The 17,947-nt window shown below is 38.2% G+C and carries 15 protein-coding genes and 1 pseudogene; 7 read left to right on the plus strand and 9 right to left on the minus strand.

Features of this window, described 5'->3' with window-relative positions:
- The first annotated feature begins 32 nt into the window (after window positions 1–32).
- The 3 genes from arsC to SJY45_RS04540 all read left to right on the plus strand — a co-directional run bounded on the left by arsC (window position 33) and on the right by SJY45_RS04540 (window position 3,574).
- On the plus strand, window positions 33–374 hold the full coding sequence (gene arsC, locus SJY45_RS04530; RefSeq protein WP_215440590.1) for an arsenate reductase (glutaredoxin): 342 nt from the start codon (window positions 33–35) through the stop codon (window positions 372–374).
- A 193-nt stretch (window positions 375–567) separates the two neighbouring features.
- Complete coding sequence (locus SJY45_RS04535; protein WP_215440592.1) at window positions 568–1,074, plus strand: hypothetical protein; 507 nt, start codon at window positions 568–570, stop codon at window positions 1,072–1,074.
- A gap of 1 nt (window position 1,075) precedes the next feature.
- The gene (locus SJY45_RS04540) at window positions 1,076–3,574 is read left to right on the plus strand and encodes a TonB-dependent receptor domain-containing protein (protein WP_400073430.1); all 2,499 of its coding nucleotides are present in this window, start codon (window positions 1,076–1,078) and stop codon (window positions 3,572–3,574) included.
- Between the two features lie 126 nt (window positions 3,575–3,700).
- Here SJY45_RS04540 and SJY45_RS04545 read toward each other — a convergent pair whose 3' ends face one another.
- Entirely contained in the window at window positions 3,701–3,871 is a 171-nt protein-coding gene (locus SJY45_RS04545) for a hypothetical protein (protein WP_162857241.1), read from the minus strand.
- Between the two features lie 160 nt (window positions 3,872–4,031).
- Between SJY45_RS04545 and fumC the strand changes: the two genes are divergently transcribed.
- Window positions 4,032–5,429 (plus strand): class II fumarate hydratase, encoded by a 1,398-nt coding sequence (gene fumC / locus SJY45_RS04550; protein WP_289039485.1) that lies wholly within the window; start codon window positions 4,032–4,034, stop codon window positions 5,427–5,429.
- Window positions 5,430–5,517: 88 nt separating this feature from the next.
- Here the strand turns inward: fumC and SJY45_RS04555 are convergent, their stop codons facing one another.
- Window positions 5,518–6,405, minus strand: a complete 888-nt coding sequence (locus tag SJY45_RS04555; RefSeq protein WP_215440597.1) for a hypothetical protein — start codon at window positions 6,403–6,405, stop codon at window positions 5,518–5,520.
- A 162-nt stretch (window positions 6,406–6,567) separates the two neighbouring features.
- On the opposite strand from SJY45_RS04555, the gene SJY45_RS04560 reads away from it, so the two are divergent.
- On the plus strand, window positions 6,568–7,029 hold the full coding sequence (locus SJY45_RS04560; RefSeq protein ID WP_400073431.1) for a GNAT family N-acetyltransferase: 462 nt from the start codon (window positions 6,568–6,570) through the stop codon (window positions 7,027–7,029).
- Window positions 7,030–7,038: 9 nt separating this feature from the next.
- Window positions 7,039–7,858, plus strand: a pseudogene (locus SJY45_RS04565) (MBL fold metallo-hydrolase).
- 77 nt (window positions 7,859–7,935) lie between these two features.
- On the opposite strand, the gene ettA reads toward SJY45_RS04565, so the two are convergent.
- The 3 genes from ettA to SJY45_RS04580 are packed head-to-tail and all read right to left on the minus strand — an operon-like array spanning window position 7,936 to window position 10,913.
- Window positions 7,936–9,627, minus strand: a complete 1,692-nt coding sequence (gene ettA, locus SJY45_RS04570; RefSeq protein ID WP_400073432.1) for an energy-dependent translational throttle protein EttA — start codon at window positions 9,625–9,627, stop codon at window positions 7,936–7,938.
- Between the two features lie 45 nt (window positions 9,628–9,672).
- Window positions 9,673–9,855, minus strand: a complete 183-nt coding sequence (locus SJY45_RS04575; RefSeq protein ID WP_013995358.1) for a CAL67264 family membrane protein — start codon at window positions 9,853–9,855, stop codon at window positions 9,673–9,675.
- A gap of 53 nt (window positions 9,856–9,908) precedes the next feature.
- Window positions 9,909–10,913: a Gfo/Idh/MocA family protein gene (locus tag SJY45_RS04580; RefSeq protein ID WP_400073433.1), complete on the minus strand. Its 1,005-nt coding sequence runs from the start codon at window positions 10,911–10,913 to the stop codon at window positions 9,909–9,911.
- 73 nt (window positions 10,914–10,986) lie between these two features.
- On the opposite strand from SJY45_RS04580, the gene SJY45_RS04585 reads away from it, so the two are divergent.
- On the plus strand, window positions 10,987–12,615 hold the full coding sequence (locus SJY45_RS04585) for an acyl-CoA carboxylase subunit beta (RefSeq protein WP_400073434.1): 1,629 nt from the start codon (window positions 10,987–10,989) through the stop codon (window positions 12,613–12,615).
- A 25-nt stretch (window positions 12,616–12,640) separates the two neighbouring features.
- Here the strand turns inward: SJY45_RS04585 and SJY45_RS04590 are convergent, their stop codons facing one another.
- From SJY45_RS04590 to SJY45_RS04605, 4 genes are all read right to left on the minus strand, one after another.
- Entirely contained in the window at window positions 12,641–13,738 is a 1,098-nt protein-coding gene (locus SJY45_RS04590) for an AMP-binding protein (RefSeq protein ID WP_400073435.1), read from the minus strand.
- Window positions 13,719–14,681: a CPBP family intramembrane glutamic endopeptidase gene (locus tag SJY45_RS04595; RefSeq protein WP_215440607.1), complete on the minus strand. Its 963-nt coding sequence runs from the start codon at window positions 14,679–14,681 to the stop codon at window positions 13,719–13,721. The genes SJY45_RS04590 and SJY45_RS04595 overlap by 20 nt, the downstream gene beginning before the upstream one ends.
- Window positions 14,672–15,724, minus strand: a complete 1,053-nt coding sequence (menC, locus tag SJY45_RS04600) for an o-succinylbenzoate synthase (protein WP_400073436.1) — start codon at window positions 15,722–15,724, stop codon at window positions 14,672–14,674. The genes SJY45_RS04595 and menC overlap by 10 nt, the downstream gene beginning before the upstream one ends.
- A gap of 151 nt (window positions 15,725–15,875) precedes the next feature.
- Window positions 15,876–17,846, minus strand: coding sequence for a sensor histidine kinase (locus tag SJY45_RS04605; RefSeq protein ID WP_400073437.1), 1,971 nt, complete (start codon window positions 17,844–17,846; stop codon window positions 15,876–15,878).
- Window positions 17,847–17,947: the final 101 nt, after the last annotated feature.

Raw genomic sequence — 17,947 nt, forward strand, 5'->3', positions numbered from 1 at the left:
TGCATAAATTAAAATTTAAAATCAAATAACAAATGATCAAGATATACCACAACCCAAGATGCCAAAAATCCCGAGAAGGATTGAAAGTGTTGGAAAATTCAGGTAAGGAATTTGAAGTTATAAAATATCTAGAAGAAATTCCAACTAAGGAGGAGCTACGTAAGGTCATAGACTGTTTAGGAATAACTCCAGAAATGCTTGTTCGTAAAAACGAGCAAATTTGGAAGGATAACTTTAGAGGTAAGTTGCTTTCAAGCGAAGAAGTTTTGGACGCTATGATTCAGCACCCTAAATTAATTGAACGACCAATTGTAGTAAATGGTGGAAAAGCCGTTATTGGCAGGCCCGTTAATTTAATTGACGATATTATTTAAATTAAGGGTGTTTCTTAACATCCATGTAAAAAGTAAGCATTTCGCTGATTTTCAACGGATTGCTTACTTTTGTTTTATTAAGTTTCCGTCTTCAATAATTTGGTACATTTGTTGCTGTTTCGTTTTAACAAAGCTTTAACCATAATGGGTTAAACCAATCGTAAAAAATACAATCATATAAACTGATATCGTCATGAAAAACAATATCCCATACGTTATTTTATTTTTTGTTCTATTGCTCTCAAGTCCAGAATTAGTGGCCCAATACGGCTACGGTGGCGGAGGTTATGGTTATGGTGGTGGCGGCTATGGTGGGTACGGAAGACAACGTAGTGCCATTCCGCAAGTTCAGGAAACCCCAAAAGAACCAGAACCAAAGACCGCTGAGCAAATTGTGAATGATGAGATGCCCAATATTGCAGCTGTATTGGAACTTAACGAGTTTGAGTCCGCTGTAATGAGTTCTGTGTTAAAAAAGTATCTGCAAAAGCGAATTGAAATGCAGATTTTACAACTTACACCCGAGCAAATGCGCGAGGGAATGGAAAAGATTACAAAGGCACAGGACGAAGAGTTAAAAGCTGGGCTCCCTATTGAAAAGTACGATGCTTTTGTAGAAATGCAGAAGAAAGGGATGCAGAAGACCAAGAAAGAAAAGAAGCGAGAGAAAAAACGAAAGAAGAAAAAATCCAAAGACTGACATGAATAAAACGTTCTTGATTGCCCTGTTACTGTTATCGCTAAACACATTTGCACAACGGCCGCAGCGGCCCCAAAGTCAAGAACAACAACCTATTAAAATTACCGGCACCGTTCTGGATAAGGACAACGGCCTCCCTCTTGAATATGCCACTTTAGTACTTCATAGTGTAAAAGACCCAAAAAAAGTAACCGGTGGAATTACTGATTTAGACGGTAAATTTGAAGTTGAGACCCTACCCGGCAAATACAATATTAGTGTAGAGTACATCTCCTATAAAACCTATAAACTAGCGGAACAGGAACTCACACAATCCACAGATTTAGGCACTATAAAACTCGCACTTGATGTTGCCCAACTAGAAGGTGTAGAAGTTGTTGGTGAGAAAACCACGGTAGAAGTTCGTCTTGACAAAAAAATCTATAACATAGGTAAAGACCTTACCACTAGCGGTGCAACCATAAGCGACGCCCTTAACAATGTACCTTCCGTAAATGTAGATGTAGAAGGGGCTATTAGCTTGCGAGGCAACGAAAATGTTAGAATTCTAATAAACGGAAAACCTTCCGCCTTAGCGGGTTTTGGGTCTACGGATGCCCTAAGGGAATTGCCGGCAGATGCCATTGAAAAGGTTGAGGTAATTACAAGTCCCTCCGCTAGATATGATGCAGAAGGTACGGCAGGTATTTTAAACATTGTTTTGAAGCGAGAAAAAACACTAGGATTTAACGGTTCCGTAAATGTAAATATAGGGTACCCTTCACAAAGTAGTATGTCCATAAATGCTAATTTAAGGACGGATAAATTTAACGTATTTAATACGTTGGGCTATAGATACAATGAATCTCCTGGTCATGCTTTTTATGAAAATTCATACAACAATGGCCAATATGATCAAATTAATGAAAACCGAGATTATACCCGATCGGGCAAGGGTTTCAATAATAATTTTGGCGTTGAATATTTCTTTAACGAAAAGTCATCGCTTACGGGAAGTTTCTTTATGCGTTTTCAAGATGGAGACGATTTAACCGAAAACTATAGCGATTATTTTGAGAATGGACTTTTAACAAGACAGAGCTTTAGGGAAGAAATTGAACTTGAAGACGAAGAAAATTATCAGTTCTCATTAAATTATGTAAATAATATTGATGATGACGGTCAAAAGCTTACCGCAGATTTACAGTATTCCAATGGTGATGAAGTAGAGAATTCTACAATTGATGACAACAATACTTTTCCCAACACCAGTCTTAACACACTTGAAAGCGTCTATCAAAACGAAATTGACGACGAATATTTGGTTCAGGCCGATTATGTACTACCCATGGGAGATGCACAGTTTGAAGTAGGTTACAGAGGTACTTTTGAAAGAGAAATTACAGATTACAAACTAGACTCTTTAGATAGGTCTACCAATCAATTTGTAACCAATGAAGATTTAACCAACAAATTCAATTACCAAGAAAACGTAAATGCCCTGTATACCCAATACGGTAATAAGTTCGGGAAGTTTTCTTTCTTGGCAGGTTTGCGTTTAGAAAACACGCAATTAAAGGGAGAAGTAACTTCGGACTTTGACACATCTGCCATAGAAGATGCCTTAGGCGAGGATATAGATTTAAATTTTGACAAAAACTATCTAGGCCTCTTCCCTACTCTTAACCTTATATTTGAAATTGGTGAGATGGAAAATGTCTCTTTGGGTTATAACAGAAGAATCAATAGGCCCAGAGGGCGTTTTATAAATCCATTTCCTTCTAGATCTAGTAGAGCCAATATTTTTCAAGGAAATCCAGATTTAGACCCAGCCTATTCAAATTCGTTTGATTTAGGTTATTTAAAACGTTGGGACAAGCTTACGCTTACTTCATCTGTATATTACAAACGTGAGACCAATTCATTTGAATACATACAAGAAGCCACAGGACAAACCACAACGGACAGTGTGCGAATCATTAGATCTTTACCCATAAACTTATCTTCTAACGAAAGAATAGGTGCCGAAGCCGGTGTGTTGTACAATCCAAAAAAATGGTTGCGCTTAAACGGTAGTGTCAACTTCTTTCAGTTCTCCAGTGAAGGCGAACATAATGGAACGGATTATGGAACGGATAATACCAGTTGGTTCGCCCGCTTTAGCTCTAAAGTAAGTCTCCCTAAGAAAATAGAATGGCAGACGAATGCTTTTTATATGGGGCCCCGCCAAAATGCACAGACTGAAACAAAGAGTATGCTATCTATAAACTTAGCTTTCAGCAAAGACATTATGAAAGATAAAGGCACGGTATCACTAAACGTAAGTGACCTTTTGAATTCAAGAAAAAGACAATCGTATACCGTTTCCGATGATTTTACCTCTAGAAGCGAGTTTCAGTTTAGACCTAGGTCGATTAACCTCTCCTTTAGGTATAGAATCAACCAGTCTAAAGAACGAGATCGCAAAAATGGCAGAGGCGGAAATGAGAATGGTGGTGGAGAAGATGAAATGGAAGGTTAAAAGAACAGTCTCAATAAAAAATCCCTGCTAATTTAATAGATTAGCAGGGATTTTTTTATTCGATTAGGTGCACAAAAAAGCAGGAAAACGATAATTCGTCTTCCTGCTTTTATATGGTTACCAGCGTTAAACGCTACGTTTTGCTTTCTTTTTATCTCTCCACTCTTTATAGAGTTCCAAGATATTTCCTCCCAACCAATAAGGTACAACAAAGGTCAACAAGAAAATCATTAACCAAAACCCAATGGTCAAAATGGTTAAAAATGCTAAAAATCCAAGGTACTGATCAAATTCCATCTTCTAAATTTTGCTATACAAAGATACTTTAGAAAGAATGAAAATTGCAAATCGAAATCAAAAAAAATAGCATAACTTAAAAAACCTAAAATTTTAAAGTCCCAAAGAGGATATAAAATGGTGAAATAGTACCTTTGTTAACTAACGTAATACTACCATAATGAGCTTTAGAATCGAAAAAGATACCATGGGCCAAGTAGAGGTGCCCAGTGATAAATATTGGGGTGCCCAAACTGAGCGTTCTAGAAATAATTTTAAGATAGGCCCAACGGCATCTATGCCTTTAGATGTGGTCTACGGATTTGCTTATTTAAAAAAAGCTGCCGCTTATGCCAATCATGAACTTGGTGTTCTTGCCGTAGAGAAAAGAGATCTCATCGCCCAAGTTTGTGACGAAATTTTAGAAGGCAAACATGATGACCAATTTCCATTGGTTATTTGGCAAACAGGATCGGGTACACAGAGTAACATGAACGTTAACGAGGTTATCGCCAATCGTGCCCATGAAATTGCCGGAAAGAAGATTGGAGAGGGCGAGAAAACCATTCAGCCTAATGATGACGTAAACAAATCGCAATCTTCCAACGATACCTTTCCTACAGGTATGCATATTGCAGCCTATAAAAAGATAGTTCAGAATACAATTCCGAGTGTTACCCAATTACGGGACACCTTGTATAAAAAATCCAAGGATTTTGCCCAAGTAGTAAAAATTGGTAGAACGCATTTAATGGATGCTACCCCCCTAACCTTGGGGCAAGAGTTTTCAGGTTATGTATCGCAGTTGGATCATGGCTTAAAAGCACTTAAGAATACATTGGATCATTTAAGCGAATTGGCTTTAGGTGGAACTGCTGTAGGAACCGGATTGAATACACCAAACGGCTACGATGTAGTGGTGGCCAAGTATATTGCAGAATTTACGGGACTACCTTTCCGTACTGCGGAAAATAAGTTTGAGGCTCTTGCAGCGCACGATGCTATTGTTGAAAGCCATGGCGCTCTTAAGCAACTAGCGGTTTCCCTTAATAAAATAGCCAATGACGTACGTATGATGGCTTCCGGACCAAGATCTGGTATAGGCGAAATTATTATTCCGGCAAATGAGCCAGGTAGTTCAATTATGCCCGGTAAAGTGAACCCAACGCAATGTGAAGCAATGACTATGGTCTGTGCCCAAGTAATGGGTAACGATGTAGCTATTTCTGTTGGCGGGACACAAGGCCACTATGAACTGAATGTTTTTAAACCTATGATGGCCGCTAACATTCTTCAGTCCGCTGAATTGATCGGAGATGCCTGTGTAAGCTTTGACGTGAACTGTGCGGCCGGTATTGAGCCAAACCATGAGGTAATTAAAGAACTCCTGAACAACTCTCTTATGTTGGTTACTGCCCTGAATACAAAAATTGGGTACTACAAAGCCGCAGAAATTGCAAATACGGCTCACAAAAACGGAACAACATTAAAGGAAGAAGCCGTTAATCTAGGTTATGTTTCTGCCGAAGATTATGACAACTGGGTAAAACCGGCAGATATGGTAGGTAGTCTTAAATAGATCAAAAACACAAATAACTGAATAAAAAAGGGGCAATCTAAAAGATTGCCCCTTTCCATTTATATATAATGGATAGTGTGTATACTTATTATTTTAAAGTGAACTTAGAAGTTCCCAATAATTTTAATCTATCGTCATAAACATTCACCATATAGTTTCCATCTTTGAAATCTCCTGCAGGCTTGCTAATATAATCGCAAACATCTAAAGATTTGTTCTCGTAGTAAAAACCTGTTCCTTTGCTATATGTTACTGAAGCCCCAGAATCATTAGTTTTAGAGTAGCTCTCACCCAAAACGTTACCTTGTGGATCAAGAACCTCTATGAAAAACTCTCTGTCTCCAGCCTGAGCAATAACGTTATCGGCAACTGTAAAACAAATTTTAAACTTATCTGTTCTTTTAGCTCTAGAAGTAGATACCAATTTACCGCTGCTTCGCTCTTTAACGGCATCAACACTAAATTTTGATAAGTTAAGCGCAGAACCTTTCTCTACAACATCTGCCAATTGTGTGTTTTGTACAACCAAAGAATCGTTAAAAACGGTTTGTTTCTCTAATTCAGTATAAGTACTGTCTCTTTGCATTGCAATAAAAGTATTCGACTTTGTAAGTGAATCTACTTGCTTAAGCAATTGCTCTCTCTCCTGCTTTAAAACACTTACTTGTCTTCTGTATTTAGAAAGAGAAGAAATATCAGCTTTCATGTTTTTTACAGAATCAATGTATTTTGCAATGTTATCTCTAGCTGAAACCAACTCTTCGTTGGTTGCGTTGCTTTCTAGAATAGCTTTATCGTATTCAGATTTTAAACTGTTTAAATCCTCAACTACCAATTGCTTTTCTTGAGTAAGAGCGGTTTCATTCTTTTTCTTCTCTTGATAAAGGCTAACTGTGTATATGATGGTTCCCAAAAGCACCACACCTAGCAGTCCCGCCAGTACTTTTAATCCATTGTTGTTTTTTGTTTCAGTCATAATGTTAAGGTTTATTACTAGTAAGAATTATTTGTTTGTATCGCTGTATATACGGTAAGATTTTCTTTTTAGATTTTTTGATGTAAAAAAATCGATTATTAAGACAATGAAAACATTATGATATATTAACTTTAAAGTATAGTTCAATTTTTTTAAAATCACATGTCCGTTAAAATTACATCTTTTAAACCCGCGTACGCCCCCGTATTTAAAGAGCTCAACCAGAATTGGATAGAACAATACTTTTCCATAGAACCTTTGGATATTTCTGTATTGGAAAATTGCCAAGAATATATAATAGATAAAGGCGGATACATCTTTTTTGCTCAAAAGGAAGACAATATAATAGGATGTTTTGCTCTTTTAAAAGTAAACAGTACCACATATGAGTTAGGAAAAATGGCTGTTTCAGCAGAATTTAGAGGCCTCAAAGTGGGTCAGAAATTGTTGTCATTTGCTGTAGATTTTGCCAAGGAACAATCTTGGGAAACCCTTATTCTATATTCAAGCACCAAATTAGAGAACGCCTTACATATTTATAAAAAGTTTGGTTTTAGAGAAGTACCTATGGAAGCACATGTAGCATATGTCCGAAGCAATATAAAAATGCAATTAACCTTATAGCACATTACAATGAAAAAATTATTAATCACACTTATGAGCTTTTTCGCCCTCTGTATAGGATGTAAAGAAAGTAAAAAAGAAACTGTAATTAACAAAGAGAATACACTGGAGGTCAACACTTCTGCAAAAGCGTTTTCAACTGATAATACTAAAGCTTCAGAGGTAAGAATAATTCCTATTGAACATGCAACCGCGGTTTTAGAATGGAAGAATATCACCGTTTACGTAGACCCCGTTGGAGGCCCTGATGCTTTTAAAGCTCAAAAATCACCTGATTTAATATTGATTACAGACATACATGGAGACCACTTTAACCTAGAGACCCTTGAAGCCCTGGGAACGGACAAAGCTAAAATAATAGCACCCCAAGCCGTTGCCGATAAGCTTCCTAAAGTTTTTACCCCTCAAATAGACGTTTTAAATAATGGAGAAAGCAAAGAACGTTACGGAATAACGGTTGAAGCTGTACCTATGTACAATTTACGAGAAGAAGCGCTGAAGTTTCATGAAAAAGGCCGTGGCAACGGGTATATCCTAAACTTTGACAATCAACGTGTTTATTTTTCAGGTGATACAGAAGACATTCCAGAAATGAGAAGTTTAAAAAATATAGACAAAGCTTTTATTTGCATGAACCTGCCATACACTATGACTCCTGAAAGTGCCGCCGATGCTGTATTGGAGTTTAAACCAAAAGAGGTCTACCCTTATCATTACAGGGGGAAACCGAGATGTTAGCGATGTTTCCAAATTTAAAAAATTGGTAAACGTCGGTAATGAAAATATTAAAGTAGTTCAACTGGATTGGTATCCTAATGAGGACTACTAGATGTAACGAAAAAAACATAAAAAAAACTCTTGAAATTATTCTTCAAGAGCTTTTTTTTATTGTTAAAATCGAATTTATTATCGAATCAATTTCTTGTATTTTATTCGCTTAGGAATTAAATCTCCACCTAAACGTTTCTTCTTGTTTTCTTCATAATCCGAGAAAGAACCTTCAAAGAAATACACCTGAGAATCGCCTTCAAAAGCCAAAATGTGCGTACAGATACGATCTAAGAACCAACGGTCGTGAGAAATAACAACAGCACAACCCGCAAAGTTTTCAAGACCTTCTTCCAATGCGCGTAAAGTATTTACATCTAAGTCGTTAGTAGGCTCATCTAAAAGCAATACATTACCTTCTTCTTTTAAGGTCATTGCCAAGTGCAAACGGTTACGTTCACCACCGGAAAGCATGTTTACTTTCTTATTCTGCTCGCTTCCCGAAAAGTTGAACCTGCTTAAATACGCCCGAGAATTTACTTGTCTACCACCCATCATAATAAGCTCTTGCTCATCACTAAAGTTTTGCCAAATAGTTTTCTCCGGGTCTATATTGGAATGACTTTGGTCTACATAGGAAATTTTTGCGGTCTCCCCTACTTCAAAATCACCTTTGTCTGGCTGCTCCTCGCCCATGATCATTCTAAAAATAGTGGTCTTACCAGCTCCGTTCGGGCCAATTACACCAACAATACCTGCCTGTGGAAGTTTAAAGTTCAAATCTTCGTAAAGCAATTTATCATCATATGCCTTACTTACTCCTTTCGCCTCCAATACATTTGTTCCTAAACGTGGTCCGTTTGGAATATAAATTTCAAGTTTCTCGTCAAGCTGTTTTTGATCTTGACTCATTAACTTATCGTAATTCTTTAAACGCGCTTTCTGTTTGGTCTGACGCCCTTTAGCACCTTGACGCACCCAGTCCAGCTCGCGCTCCAATGTCTTTTGTCTTTTGGAGGCCGTTTTGCTTTCATCTGCCAATCGTTTCGATTTTTGATCCAACCAGCTAGAGTAGTTTCCTTTCCAAGGAATACCTTCTCCGCGGTCAAGCTCTAAAATCCATCCTGCAACGTTATCCAAGAAATATCTATCGTGCGTTACGGCAATAACGGTTCCTTTGTATTGGGCCAAGTGGTGTTCCAACCAGTGTACAGATTCGGCATCAAGGTGGTTAGTAGGTTCATCCAATAATAATATTTCAGGCTCTTGAAGAAGTAAACGGCAAAGCGCCACTCGTCTTCGCTCACCCCCTGAAAGCACCCCTATCTTTTTATCCGGATCCGGAGTACGGAGCGCATCCATAGCTATTTCTAGTTTTGTATCCAGTTCCCAAGCATTAGATGCATCAATTTTATCTTGAAGCTCAGCTTGCTTATCCATCAACTTCTGCATCTTGTCCGCATCTTCATAAACTTCAGGAAGACCGAACATGTCGTTTATTTTATTGTACTCATCCAGTATAGCAACCGTCTCACTAACACCTTCCTTTACAATCTCAAGAACGGTTTTATTTTCATCCAACTCCGGCTCTTGCTCCAAGTACCCCACTTTATATCCTGGGGAAAAGACAACATCACCTTGAAAATTTTTATCCACACCCGCTATGATTTTAAGCAAGGTAGACTTACCTGATCCGTTAAGACCAAGAATACCAATCTTAGCTCCGTAAAAAAAGCTTAGATATATGTTTTTAAGAACGGCCGTATTTGCGCTCTTATATGTTTTGGTGACTCCGGACATGGAGAAAATCACCTTCTTATCATCAGACATAAAATAATATTAAGTAATTTATAAAAAGGATATTATACTGTTTATTTAAACTCTTCCTTTAAGTGCGTTGAACACCCAAGCAATAGCAAAAAATCCTATTCCCACGGAGGCAAAGCCCCAACCCGCAACTTCATCGTATCTAAAAGCGCCTAAGGCTATTAGGGCCAGACCCACAAAAATCATTATAAAAGTGGCCCATGCCAGTACGGTATTTTTATTCATTCCCATGGTATATTGGTTTCAATTTTGGTAACTTCAAATATCGTAATTTTTATAGTATTCTAAGGCTCTACACCTTCTTTTTGTTGTTCGAAAGGAAAAATAACTCCCGTTTTCTGTCGTACTTGAAACAAAAGATCTGCTAAATCCTTACTATTTTGATGACTCCACAGTTTACTTTCTAGTTCACCGGATGCCAAACAAGCATGAACTTCTTCAATTTCATAGGTATATCCTTTACCGTGGGTTGGTAGGTCATAGTTAGTCAACTCGCTATCTTTTTCTACCGAATAGCCTTGTGCTTCATGCCATCTTGGGTGCAGAAAAATACTGCCTTCACTCCCCGAAATTTCGGCCTCCATCTCAGATTTAGAGTTTAAACCACTATATAAAATAGCCTGTGCCTCCTCATATTCAAAAATCATTGATGTCTGCATTTCTATTCCCGTTTTAAATAAACGAGAAGATGCCTGAATGTTCTTGGGCATTCCCAAAACTAAATAGGACAGAAAAATAGGATAAATACCTATATCCAATAAAGAACCACCAGCTAAATTTGGGTTCAACAACCTATTTTCAGGATCTCTTCCCAAAGCATAAAATGCAAAGTCTGCATGAATGAACCCTACAGAACCAATTTCACCCTGCTCTACCAATTGTTTTGCTTTTTGAATAGATGGATTAAAACGGCTCCAAAGCGCCTCCATTAAGAAGACTTTATTCTTTTTTGCGGATGCAATCATCCTTGATACTTCTTGGGGGTTAACGCCCATTGGTTTTTCACAGAGCACATGCTTGCCATTTTCCATAGCCTTAATACTTAAATCTTCATGCAATGTATGTGGCGTTGCTATATATACAACATCAACTTCAGCAGACTTAAATAAGGCTTCATAACTATCAAAAGTATGGGGCGCCCCATATTCATCTGCAAACTCTTTTGCTTTGTCCATGCTTCTTGAGGCAACACCAGTAAGTCTTCCTCCAGAAACCAAAGCCAAATCTTTAGCAAAACTATGTGCTATGCTTCCCAAGCCTACAATTCCCCAACGTATTTCCTGTGCCATATGATTTTCGTTTTTTTCAAATGTAAACAATTTTACTCCTTATCTTTAAGCATTGAAATGTCAAGGCAAAAAAATGGATTTAAAATTTAACAAGAACGAAGATCACAATAAATTACTCCTAAGCGACCTGAAAAGAAGGTTGGCCCAAGTAAAATTGGGTGGTGGAAAAGCACGTATTCAAAAGCAGCACGACCAAGGCAAAATGACGGCTCGTGAACGCATAGACTATCTATTGGACGATAATACGGATAGTCTTGAAATAGGTGCTTTTGTAGGCGACGGCATGTACGAAGAACATGGTGGATGCCCCTCCGGAGGCGTTGTTATTAAAATTGGATACGTATCCGGCAAACAATGTATTGTGGTGGCCAATGATGCCACGGTAAAAGCCGGGGCTTGGTTCCCCATTACGGGAAAGAAAAATCTACGTGCGCAAGAAATTGCTATGGAGAACCGCTTACCCATCATCTATTTAGTGGATAGTGCCGGTGTTTATCTTCCTTTGCAGGACGAGATTTTTCCGGACAAGGAACATTTTGGGCGCATTTTTAGAAACAATGCCGTAATGAGTAGCATGGGTATCACACAAATTGCGGCCGTCATGGGCAGTTGTGTGGCCGGCGGGGCCTATCTACCTATTATGAGCGACGAAGCTTTAATTGTGGATAAGACGGGAAGTATTTTCTTGGCCGGAAGCTACCTTGTTAAAGCGGCCATTGGTGAGAGTATAGACAACGAAACCCTTGGTGGCGCCACTACGCATTGTGAAGTTAGTGGGGTGACCGATTACAAAGCCAAAGATGATGCCGATGCACTGAATACCATAAAAAATATTATGGATAAAATTGGTGATTTTGATAAGGCTGGCTATAACAGAAAAGAGGCCGCAAAACCCAAAGACGACCCTGATGATATTTTTGGAATTTTACCAAATTCCAGAACGGACCAGTACGATATGGGCGAGATTATAAAACGTCTGGTTGATAATTCTGAGTTTGAAGAATATAAAGAAGGCTATGGAAAAACCATACTTACGGGATATGCGCGTATAGATGGTTGGGCCGTAGGTATAGTGGCCAACCAGCGTAAAGTAGTCAAGACCAAAAAAGGTGAAATGCAGTTTGGAGGGGTTATTTACTCCGATTCTGCGGATAAGGCCACCCGATTTATTGCCAATTGCAACCAAAAGAAAATTCCCCTTGTATTCTTACAGGATGTTACCGGTTTCATGGTAGGCAGCAAAAGCGAACATGGCGGAATTATAAAGGACGGCGCCAAAATGGTGAATGCCGTTAGTAACTCCGTTGTTCCCAAATTCACTATCGTAATAGGTAATAGCTATGGTGCCGGAAACTATGCTATGTGCGGCAAAGCATATGACCCCAGACTCATTGCCGCCTGGCCAAGTGCCGAATTGGCTGTAATGGGCGGGAATTCCGCGGCTAAAGTACTTTTACAGATTGAAAAGGCTTCTCTTAAGAAAAAGGGTGAAACCATTACCGAAAAGAAAGAAGCAGAACTTTTTAATAAAATAAAAAGCAGGTATGATAATCAAGTTTCTCCCTATTACGCCGCTTCACGTCTTTGGACCGATGCCGTAATAAACCCTCTAGATACCCGTAAATGGATTTCTATGGGAATTGAAGCCGCAAACCATGCTCCAATTGAAAAGGATTTTAATTTAGGCGTTATTCAGGTATAATCTGGTTTCTGGATTACTACAGAAGTTATAAGGCAGCCTTTTTCAAGGTTGCCTTTCTTTTTATTTTTCCGCTAGACGTCTCAACAAAAGCGTCTACCGTAAAAATTTCCTTAGGTGTTTCATATTTTTTAAGCGAACTCAGATTCGCTATTTTTTCTTTAAGTGCGGCTATTTCAGGAATTCCTTCTACGAGCAAAACTAATTTCTGACCAAGCTTTTCATTGGGTACGCCGGCCACAAAAAACCGATTTTCCATAACTGCGGCCAGCTTTGCTTCCACCTGTTCGGGAAATAGTTTTACACCTCCTGAATTAATTACATTATCCAAACGCCCCAACCACTTAAAGGTTTTTTCCGAAGTTAAGTGTACCATATCATTAGTATGTATTGTTTCGTTAGCAACCAATGGCGCATCAATTACCAAACACCCCCTATCATCTGTGGCAATCTTCACATTCGCTAAGGTTGTAAACACATCCAAATCTATATCCGTTTCAACTAATGCCGCTAATAATGGCTTCACCGCAATATGCGTTATAGTTTCGGTCATGCCGTATGTTTCGTAGACGTTTGTTCTTAGTGATGCTTTAAGAAACTCCTCCTTCAACTTATAAGAAACTGGAGCACCGCCTACAATAAGTTTTTTTACCCTATCCAACTCATTAAACGAACCCCCAAACTGCAAGGGAACCATAGCAACAAAATCATACGAAGCCGAAGTTTCCAATAAAGGATTTGACGAAGGAGCAACACAATCTATGGAAAGCCCTAAAACCATGGCCCTTACCAACATCATTTTACCCGCTATAAAACTCACCGGAAGACAAAGGAGAGCCGTATCCCCAGGTTTAAGATTGAAGAAATCTCCTGTGGCAATAGCCGAATTTACCATGTGCCGCTTTTGCAGAACAATAGGCTTTGGGACTCCTGTAGAACCCGAAGTGTGTACGGTTACGGTAGATTCATTATTCAACCAGTCTATGAGAAAATCGCCAATTTCCTTTTCAAAGGCTTTCCCCTCCTTAACAAAACTATAGGCTACTTCTTTTAGCTCTTCCTTAGAATACGAAATTCCGTTTAGCCTAAACTGTTCGTGCAGTTTTTTATAGGTCCGTTCGCTCATCGTTCAGGGCTAAAAATGTTTCTTTAGAGGGTACATCTCCCGTTAAACGCTCTTTCCAATCGGACCAATTGTACTTTTTGGCAAAGACAAAAAGTAAAATAGGATAAATAACAAAAACAGGAACCAATACATCCCAACCCAAAACGGGGTCGGAAACGTCACGATATAAGGAATCAACTTGAAAAGCTGTCCAATCCGCTGTTACCAAAAGTGCCGCAGTAAGATTATTAGCGGCGTGAAACCCTAAAGCCAGTTCCAAACCTTCGTCCATCAAGGTTAAAATTCCAAGAAAAAAACCGGTTCCTATATAGAATACCAAAATACCATACCCCATTTTAGCGACCTCTGGATTAAAAATATGCATGATTCCAAAAAGTAGGGAAGTCACCACAAGGGGCACCCAACGGTTCTTTGCCATAATGCCCAAACCTTGCATCATATATCCCCTCATATAATATTCCTCCATGCTAGTCTGTAAGGGAATCATCAAAACAGAAATAATAGCAAGAATTACAAAGGGAACAAGGTTAAAATTGAACTCATAATCTTCAGGTGAAAGAGCAATATCTACAAATGTAAATGCCGATGAAACTAAAGCCCAGATGGCAAACGCAAAAAACACCCTTTTAAAATCAATTTTCTTTCTAGACGTAGTAAGCTGAGTTATTTTTTGTTTATGTACTATGATTGTATAAGCAAACAGCGCTATGAGTCCAATGACAAATGTCAACAACATAAAGAATAACAATGTATTGGAGCCCAAAACATTGGCCATAGCCCCCATGTCTCCAGAACCTAAAACCGAAAGATTATCTGCCTCTACCAAAAGCGCAATAATCAATGGGGTTCCCCCTATAAATTGCCAAACGAAAAATATGGCAACAAGGCCAAGAATATATCTCCAAGGGTCACTTAAACCTTTATAGGCCTGTGCTATATACATAAATCTTCTATTAAGTTATTCTTCCATTTTTTATTACCGTCATAAAACAACTGTCCGTTTAGGATCATAAGCGGTGATTCTAAATTATTGGTATACAAACTACCGGTTCCCAAACCTTGTGGCATGGAGCTTTTTAAGGTATAAGTCCATTGTGCTATGGCATTCAGCCCAATATTACTTTCCAAAGCGCTGGTAATCCACCAGCCAATGTCCATTTTCTCAGCAAGTTCAATCCATTCCTGGCATCCTCTGAACCCTCCTACCAAACTAGGCTTAAGAATTATGTACTGAGGTTGTATGGTTTGTAGTAATTCTTCCTTTTTCGTTACATCAAAAACCCCTATTAATTCCTCATCAAGAGCAATAGGCAAAGGTGTAGTTGCACATAATTCCCTCATGGCTTTATATTGACCTTGTTTTATGGGCTGCTCTATGGAATGTAATTCGTATTCACTCAAATCTTTAAGTCTTTGGAACGCTTTATCTGCTGAAAACGCTCCGTTGGCATCTACGCGCAATTCAATTTGCGAAGCATCATATTTTTCTCTAATCGACTTTAAAAGAGCTATTTCCGCGTCAAAATCTATAGCCCCTATTTTCATTTTAATACATTTGAAGCCTTCTTCTAGTTTCTGAGCTATTTCCTTATGCATAAACGTTTCTTCGCCCATCCAAATCAGACCGTTAATCTCAATAGATTGTTGTTTTTCTATAAAAGCCGATGGATATAAATGAAAAGGATTGGCTGCCCGAAGTGATAAAAATGCCTGCTCCACGCCAAATTGTATGCTAGGAAATTCCATTAACGCCTCCCACAAAGCCTCTTTACCAAGATGAATATTGTCACAGGTCCATTTTAGCTTTTCTTCATACCCGCTCACATCATCAATGCTGAGCCCTCTTAGAATGCCGCATTCCCCAATTCCCTTTTTGCCATTTTCATCTAGGATAAGAAACCAAGTTTCCTTTTGTGTCAATACGCCTCGTGAAGTACCACTAGGGCGCTTAAAATCTAAAATATACTTTCTGTAGATTGCTTGCATAACCAAATTCAAATTTAGCTATATTTTACCTTTTAATCCTTGTAAAAAGGCAAGCATAAACAATAAAGCGGTTTGATAGAGGTAAGACGTTTTAAACAAGGGAGTTGTGGCACTCCAAGCACTCACAATAAAAATCTAAGAAAAGTTTTTTCTAGCAGAAATTAAACCAATAACGTACACCGTCCTCGGCAGTTTTATCAATATTCAAAGTAGTTTGAAGCTGGTTGGCCAAACGGTTCATTAGTCTTATTCCCATTGAAGAATTGGCTCGCTCATCTGTGTCTTCAGGAAGCCCTATTCCATTATCCGAATATTCAAAATATCCTTCTTTCTCTCCAATTTTACGAATATGAATGTAAATCTTTCCATTTTCGTCGTTCTCGGGAAAGGCGTATTTAAAGGAGTTGGAAACAAGTTCGTTGAGCATTAAACCAAACGGAATAGCACGATCAATATCAAGCTCCACACCTTCGGCATCAACAGTTATATTAATATTGTGACCACCTTTTTTATAAACGGATTGGACACTATTGATAAGACTCTCTATATAACTCTGCATTTCAATAACCGAAAGATCTTCGTTCTGATATAATTTTTGGTGAATCAATGCCATTGCCTTAACCCTACTCTTCCCTTCTTCCAAAGCTTCAATTGCCGCTTTGCTTCTGGTATTCTTGGTCTGCAAGCTCAATAAACTGGAAACCATCTGCAGGTTGTTCTTTACCCTATGGTGAATCTCTTTTAAAAGCGAATCTTTTTCTACCAAAGAGTTTTCTATAATATACTTCTGTTCTGCAATGAGCCGTTGGTTTTTTATACTCTTAAGATACGCATATACCAGTCCCGCAAAGCCTACAAGTGTGAACAATAATGAAATAAGAACTAAATTAATGTTTCTGTCCTTTGCCATCATATCACTACGCGACTTTTCCAAAGCTAATTTTTGCTCTGCCAACATGGTTTGTGACACAGCTAAATCCTGCCCCATAACGGTTGCCAATTGTTGCTTTCTTAATTCGGATTGATTATCTAATATAGAGTCTCTTACGCGTATATTCTTTTTAAGGTAAAGTGCTGCATTTTTGTAATCCTCGGTTTTGTCATAGTACAAGGCCAATAATCTATTCTTGCGCAATAAGTTCTCCGTGGTACTGGTCTCTAGATTGTCACTTAAAAAATCAGTAGCCTTTTCGTAATCTTGAAGCTGTAAGTAACATTCACTTATAGCCAGACTATTTTCGGTTATTTCTGAAGAAAGTTCTTTGCTCTTGTATTTTTTAAGGGTATTAATGGCACTTTCTAAATGTGGTATAGCTTCTTTATATTGCTTTAGCTCAACATGGCACTTTCCAATATTACCCTCTATAATACCTTTTAAAAGATTAGCTTGTTCAACTTCTTCCTCTGATTTTTTTCTGGTAATAAGGTTCATAAAAACATCTATGTAACCTTTTGCCTTTTTATAATGACTTAATGCGGTGGGCGCCGATTCATCTAACCTGAGGTAATTTCCTAAATTGTTGTAATATTCTGCTTGGGCATAGAAGTCATTCTCTTCAATGGTCTTCTTAACATTATCAATATAATGCTCCATTGCCTTTCTGTACATTCCTAAATTGGCATAGATATCGTAAAACGCAACGTTCTCGTTAATACCAAGTTCTCTCTGTTCTTTACGGATTTCAATCTGTTCGGTATACATGGTCAACTGGCCATAGTTGTCGTCCATTATATCCAGCAACTTGGATTTTAGATAAATATCCAATTCCTCTTTTTCTCCGTAAAGTTCTTTTGCAATAGCTAAACTCTTATCGTAGTCTCCTAAATCATAATAGATTCTTGCTTGTATAAGTTTAAAGCGGACAATTTCGTCGGTGTCTTCATCCTTAATTGCAGCATTAAGGTATATGGTAACCTCGTCTAACCAATCGTAAGTAGAGGTTTCTTTGTAAAGGTCCGGAGTATTAAAGAAAAAGGTAAGTTTTTCGCTTGCATTCTCAATATCCATGAACTGCTGAAAAGGATTCTTATCAGTAGCTTCTTCTTTCTGGGCCGATCCTACGGAACAGATAAAGAATATTGCGCAAACAAGGATAGTATTTTTAAAGTAAATGTTGTTCATATATCTAAAGGGAACAAAATCAAAAAAAAGATATTCTGTTCTATTTATACTAGGTTCTTACATTAGCTTATGGCCTCTCGTCTTAACAAACACGAAAACAA

The organism is Zobellia russellii (genome assembly GCF_044597075.1).
GTDB classification, from domain to species: domain Bacteria; phylum Bacteroidota; class Bacteroidia; order Flavobacteriales; family Flavobacteriaceae; genus Zobellia; species Zobellia russellii.

Excerpts from the sequence above, each read along its gene's own strand:
- SJY45_RS04585 (WP_400073434.1), top strand. The coding sequence starts at position 10,987 with ATGGATTTAAAATTTAACAAGAACGAAGATCACAATAAATTACTCCTA.
- SJY45_RS04580 (WP_400073433.1), bottom strand. The coding sequence starts at position 10,913 with ATGGCACAGGAAATACGTTGGGGAATTGTAGGCTTGGGAAGCATAGCA.
- ettA (WP_400073432.1), bottom strand. The coding sequence starts at position 9,627 with ATGTCTGATGATAAGAAGGTGATTTTCTCCATGTCCGGAGTCACCAAA.
- SJY45_RS04595 (WP_215440607.1), bottom strand. The coding sequence starts at position 14,681 with ATGTATATAGCACAGGCCTATAAAGGTTTAAGTGACCCTTGGAGATAT.
- menC (WP_400073436.1), bottom strand. The coding sequence starts at position 15,724 with ATGCAAGCAATCTACAGAAAGTATATTTTAGATTTTAAGCGCCCTAGT.
- SJY45_RS04590 (WP_400073435.1), bottom strand. The coding sequence starts at position 13,738 with ATGAGCGAACGGACCTATAAAAAACTGCACGAACAGTTTAGGCTAAAC.
- SJY45_RS04605 (WP_400073437.1), bottom strand. The coding sequence starts at position 17,846 with ATGAACAACATTTACTTTAAAAATACTATCCTTGTTTGCGCAATATTC.
- SJY45_RS04540 (WP_400073430.1), top strand. The coding sequence starts at position 1,076 with ATGAATAAAACGTTCTTGATTGCCCTGTTACTGTTATCGCTAAACACA.
- SJY45_RS04545 (WP_162857241.1), bottom strand. The coding sequence starts at position 3,871 with ATGGAATTTGATCAGTACCTTGGATTTTTAGCATTTTTAACCATTTTG.
- SJY45_RS04535 (WP_215440592.1), top strand. The coding sequence starts at position 568 with ATGAAAAACAATATCCCATACGTTATTTTATTTTTTGTTCTATTGCTC.
- SJY45_RS04575 (WP_013995358.1), bottom strand. The coding sequence starts at position 9,855 with ATGGGAATGAATAAAAATACCGTACTGGCATGGGCCACTTTTATAATG.
- fumC (WP_289039485.1), top strand. The coding sequence starts at position 4,032 with ATGAGCTTTAGAATCGAAAAAGATACCATGGGCCAAGTAGAGGTGCCC.
- SJY45_RS04560 (WP_400073431.1), top strand. The coding sequence starts at position 6,568 with ATGTCCGTTAAAATTACATCTTTTAAACCCGCGTACGCCCCCGTATTT.
- arsC (WP_215440590.1), top strand. The coding sequence starts at position 33 with ATGATCAAGATATACCACAACCCAAGATGCCAAAAATCCCGAGAAGGA.
- SJY45_RS04555 (WP_215440597.1), bottom strand. The coding sequence starts at position 6,405 with ATGACTGAAACAAAAAACAACAATGGATTAAAAGTACTGGCGGGACTG.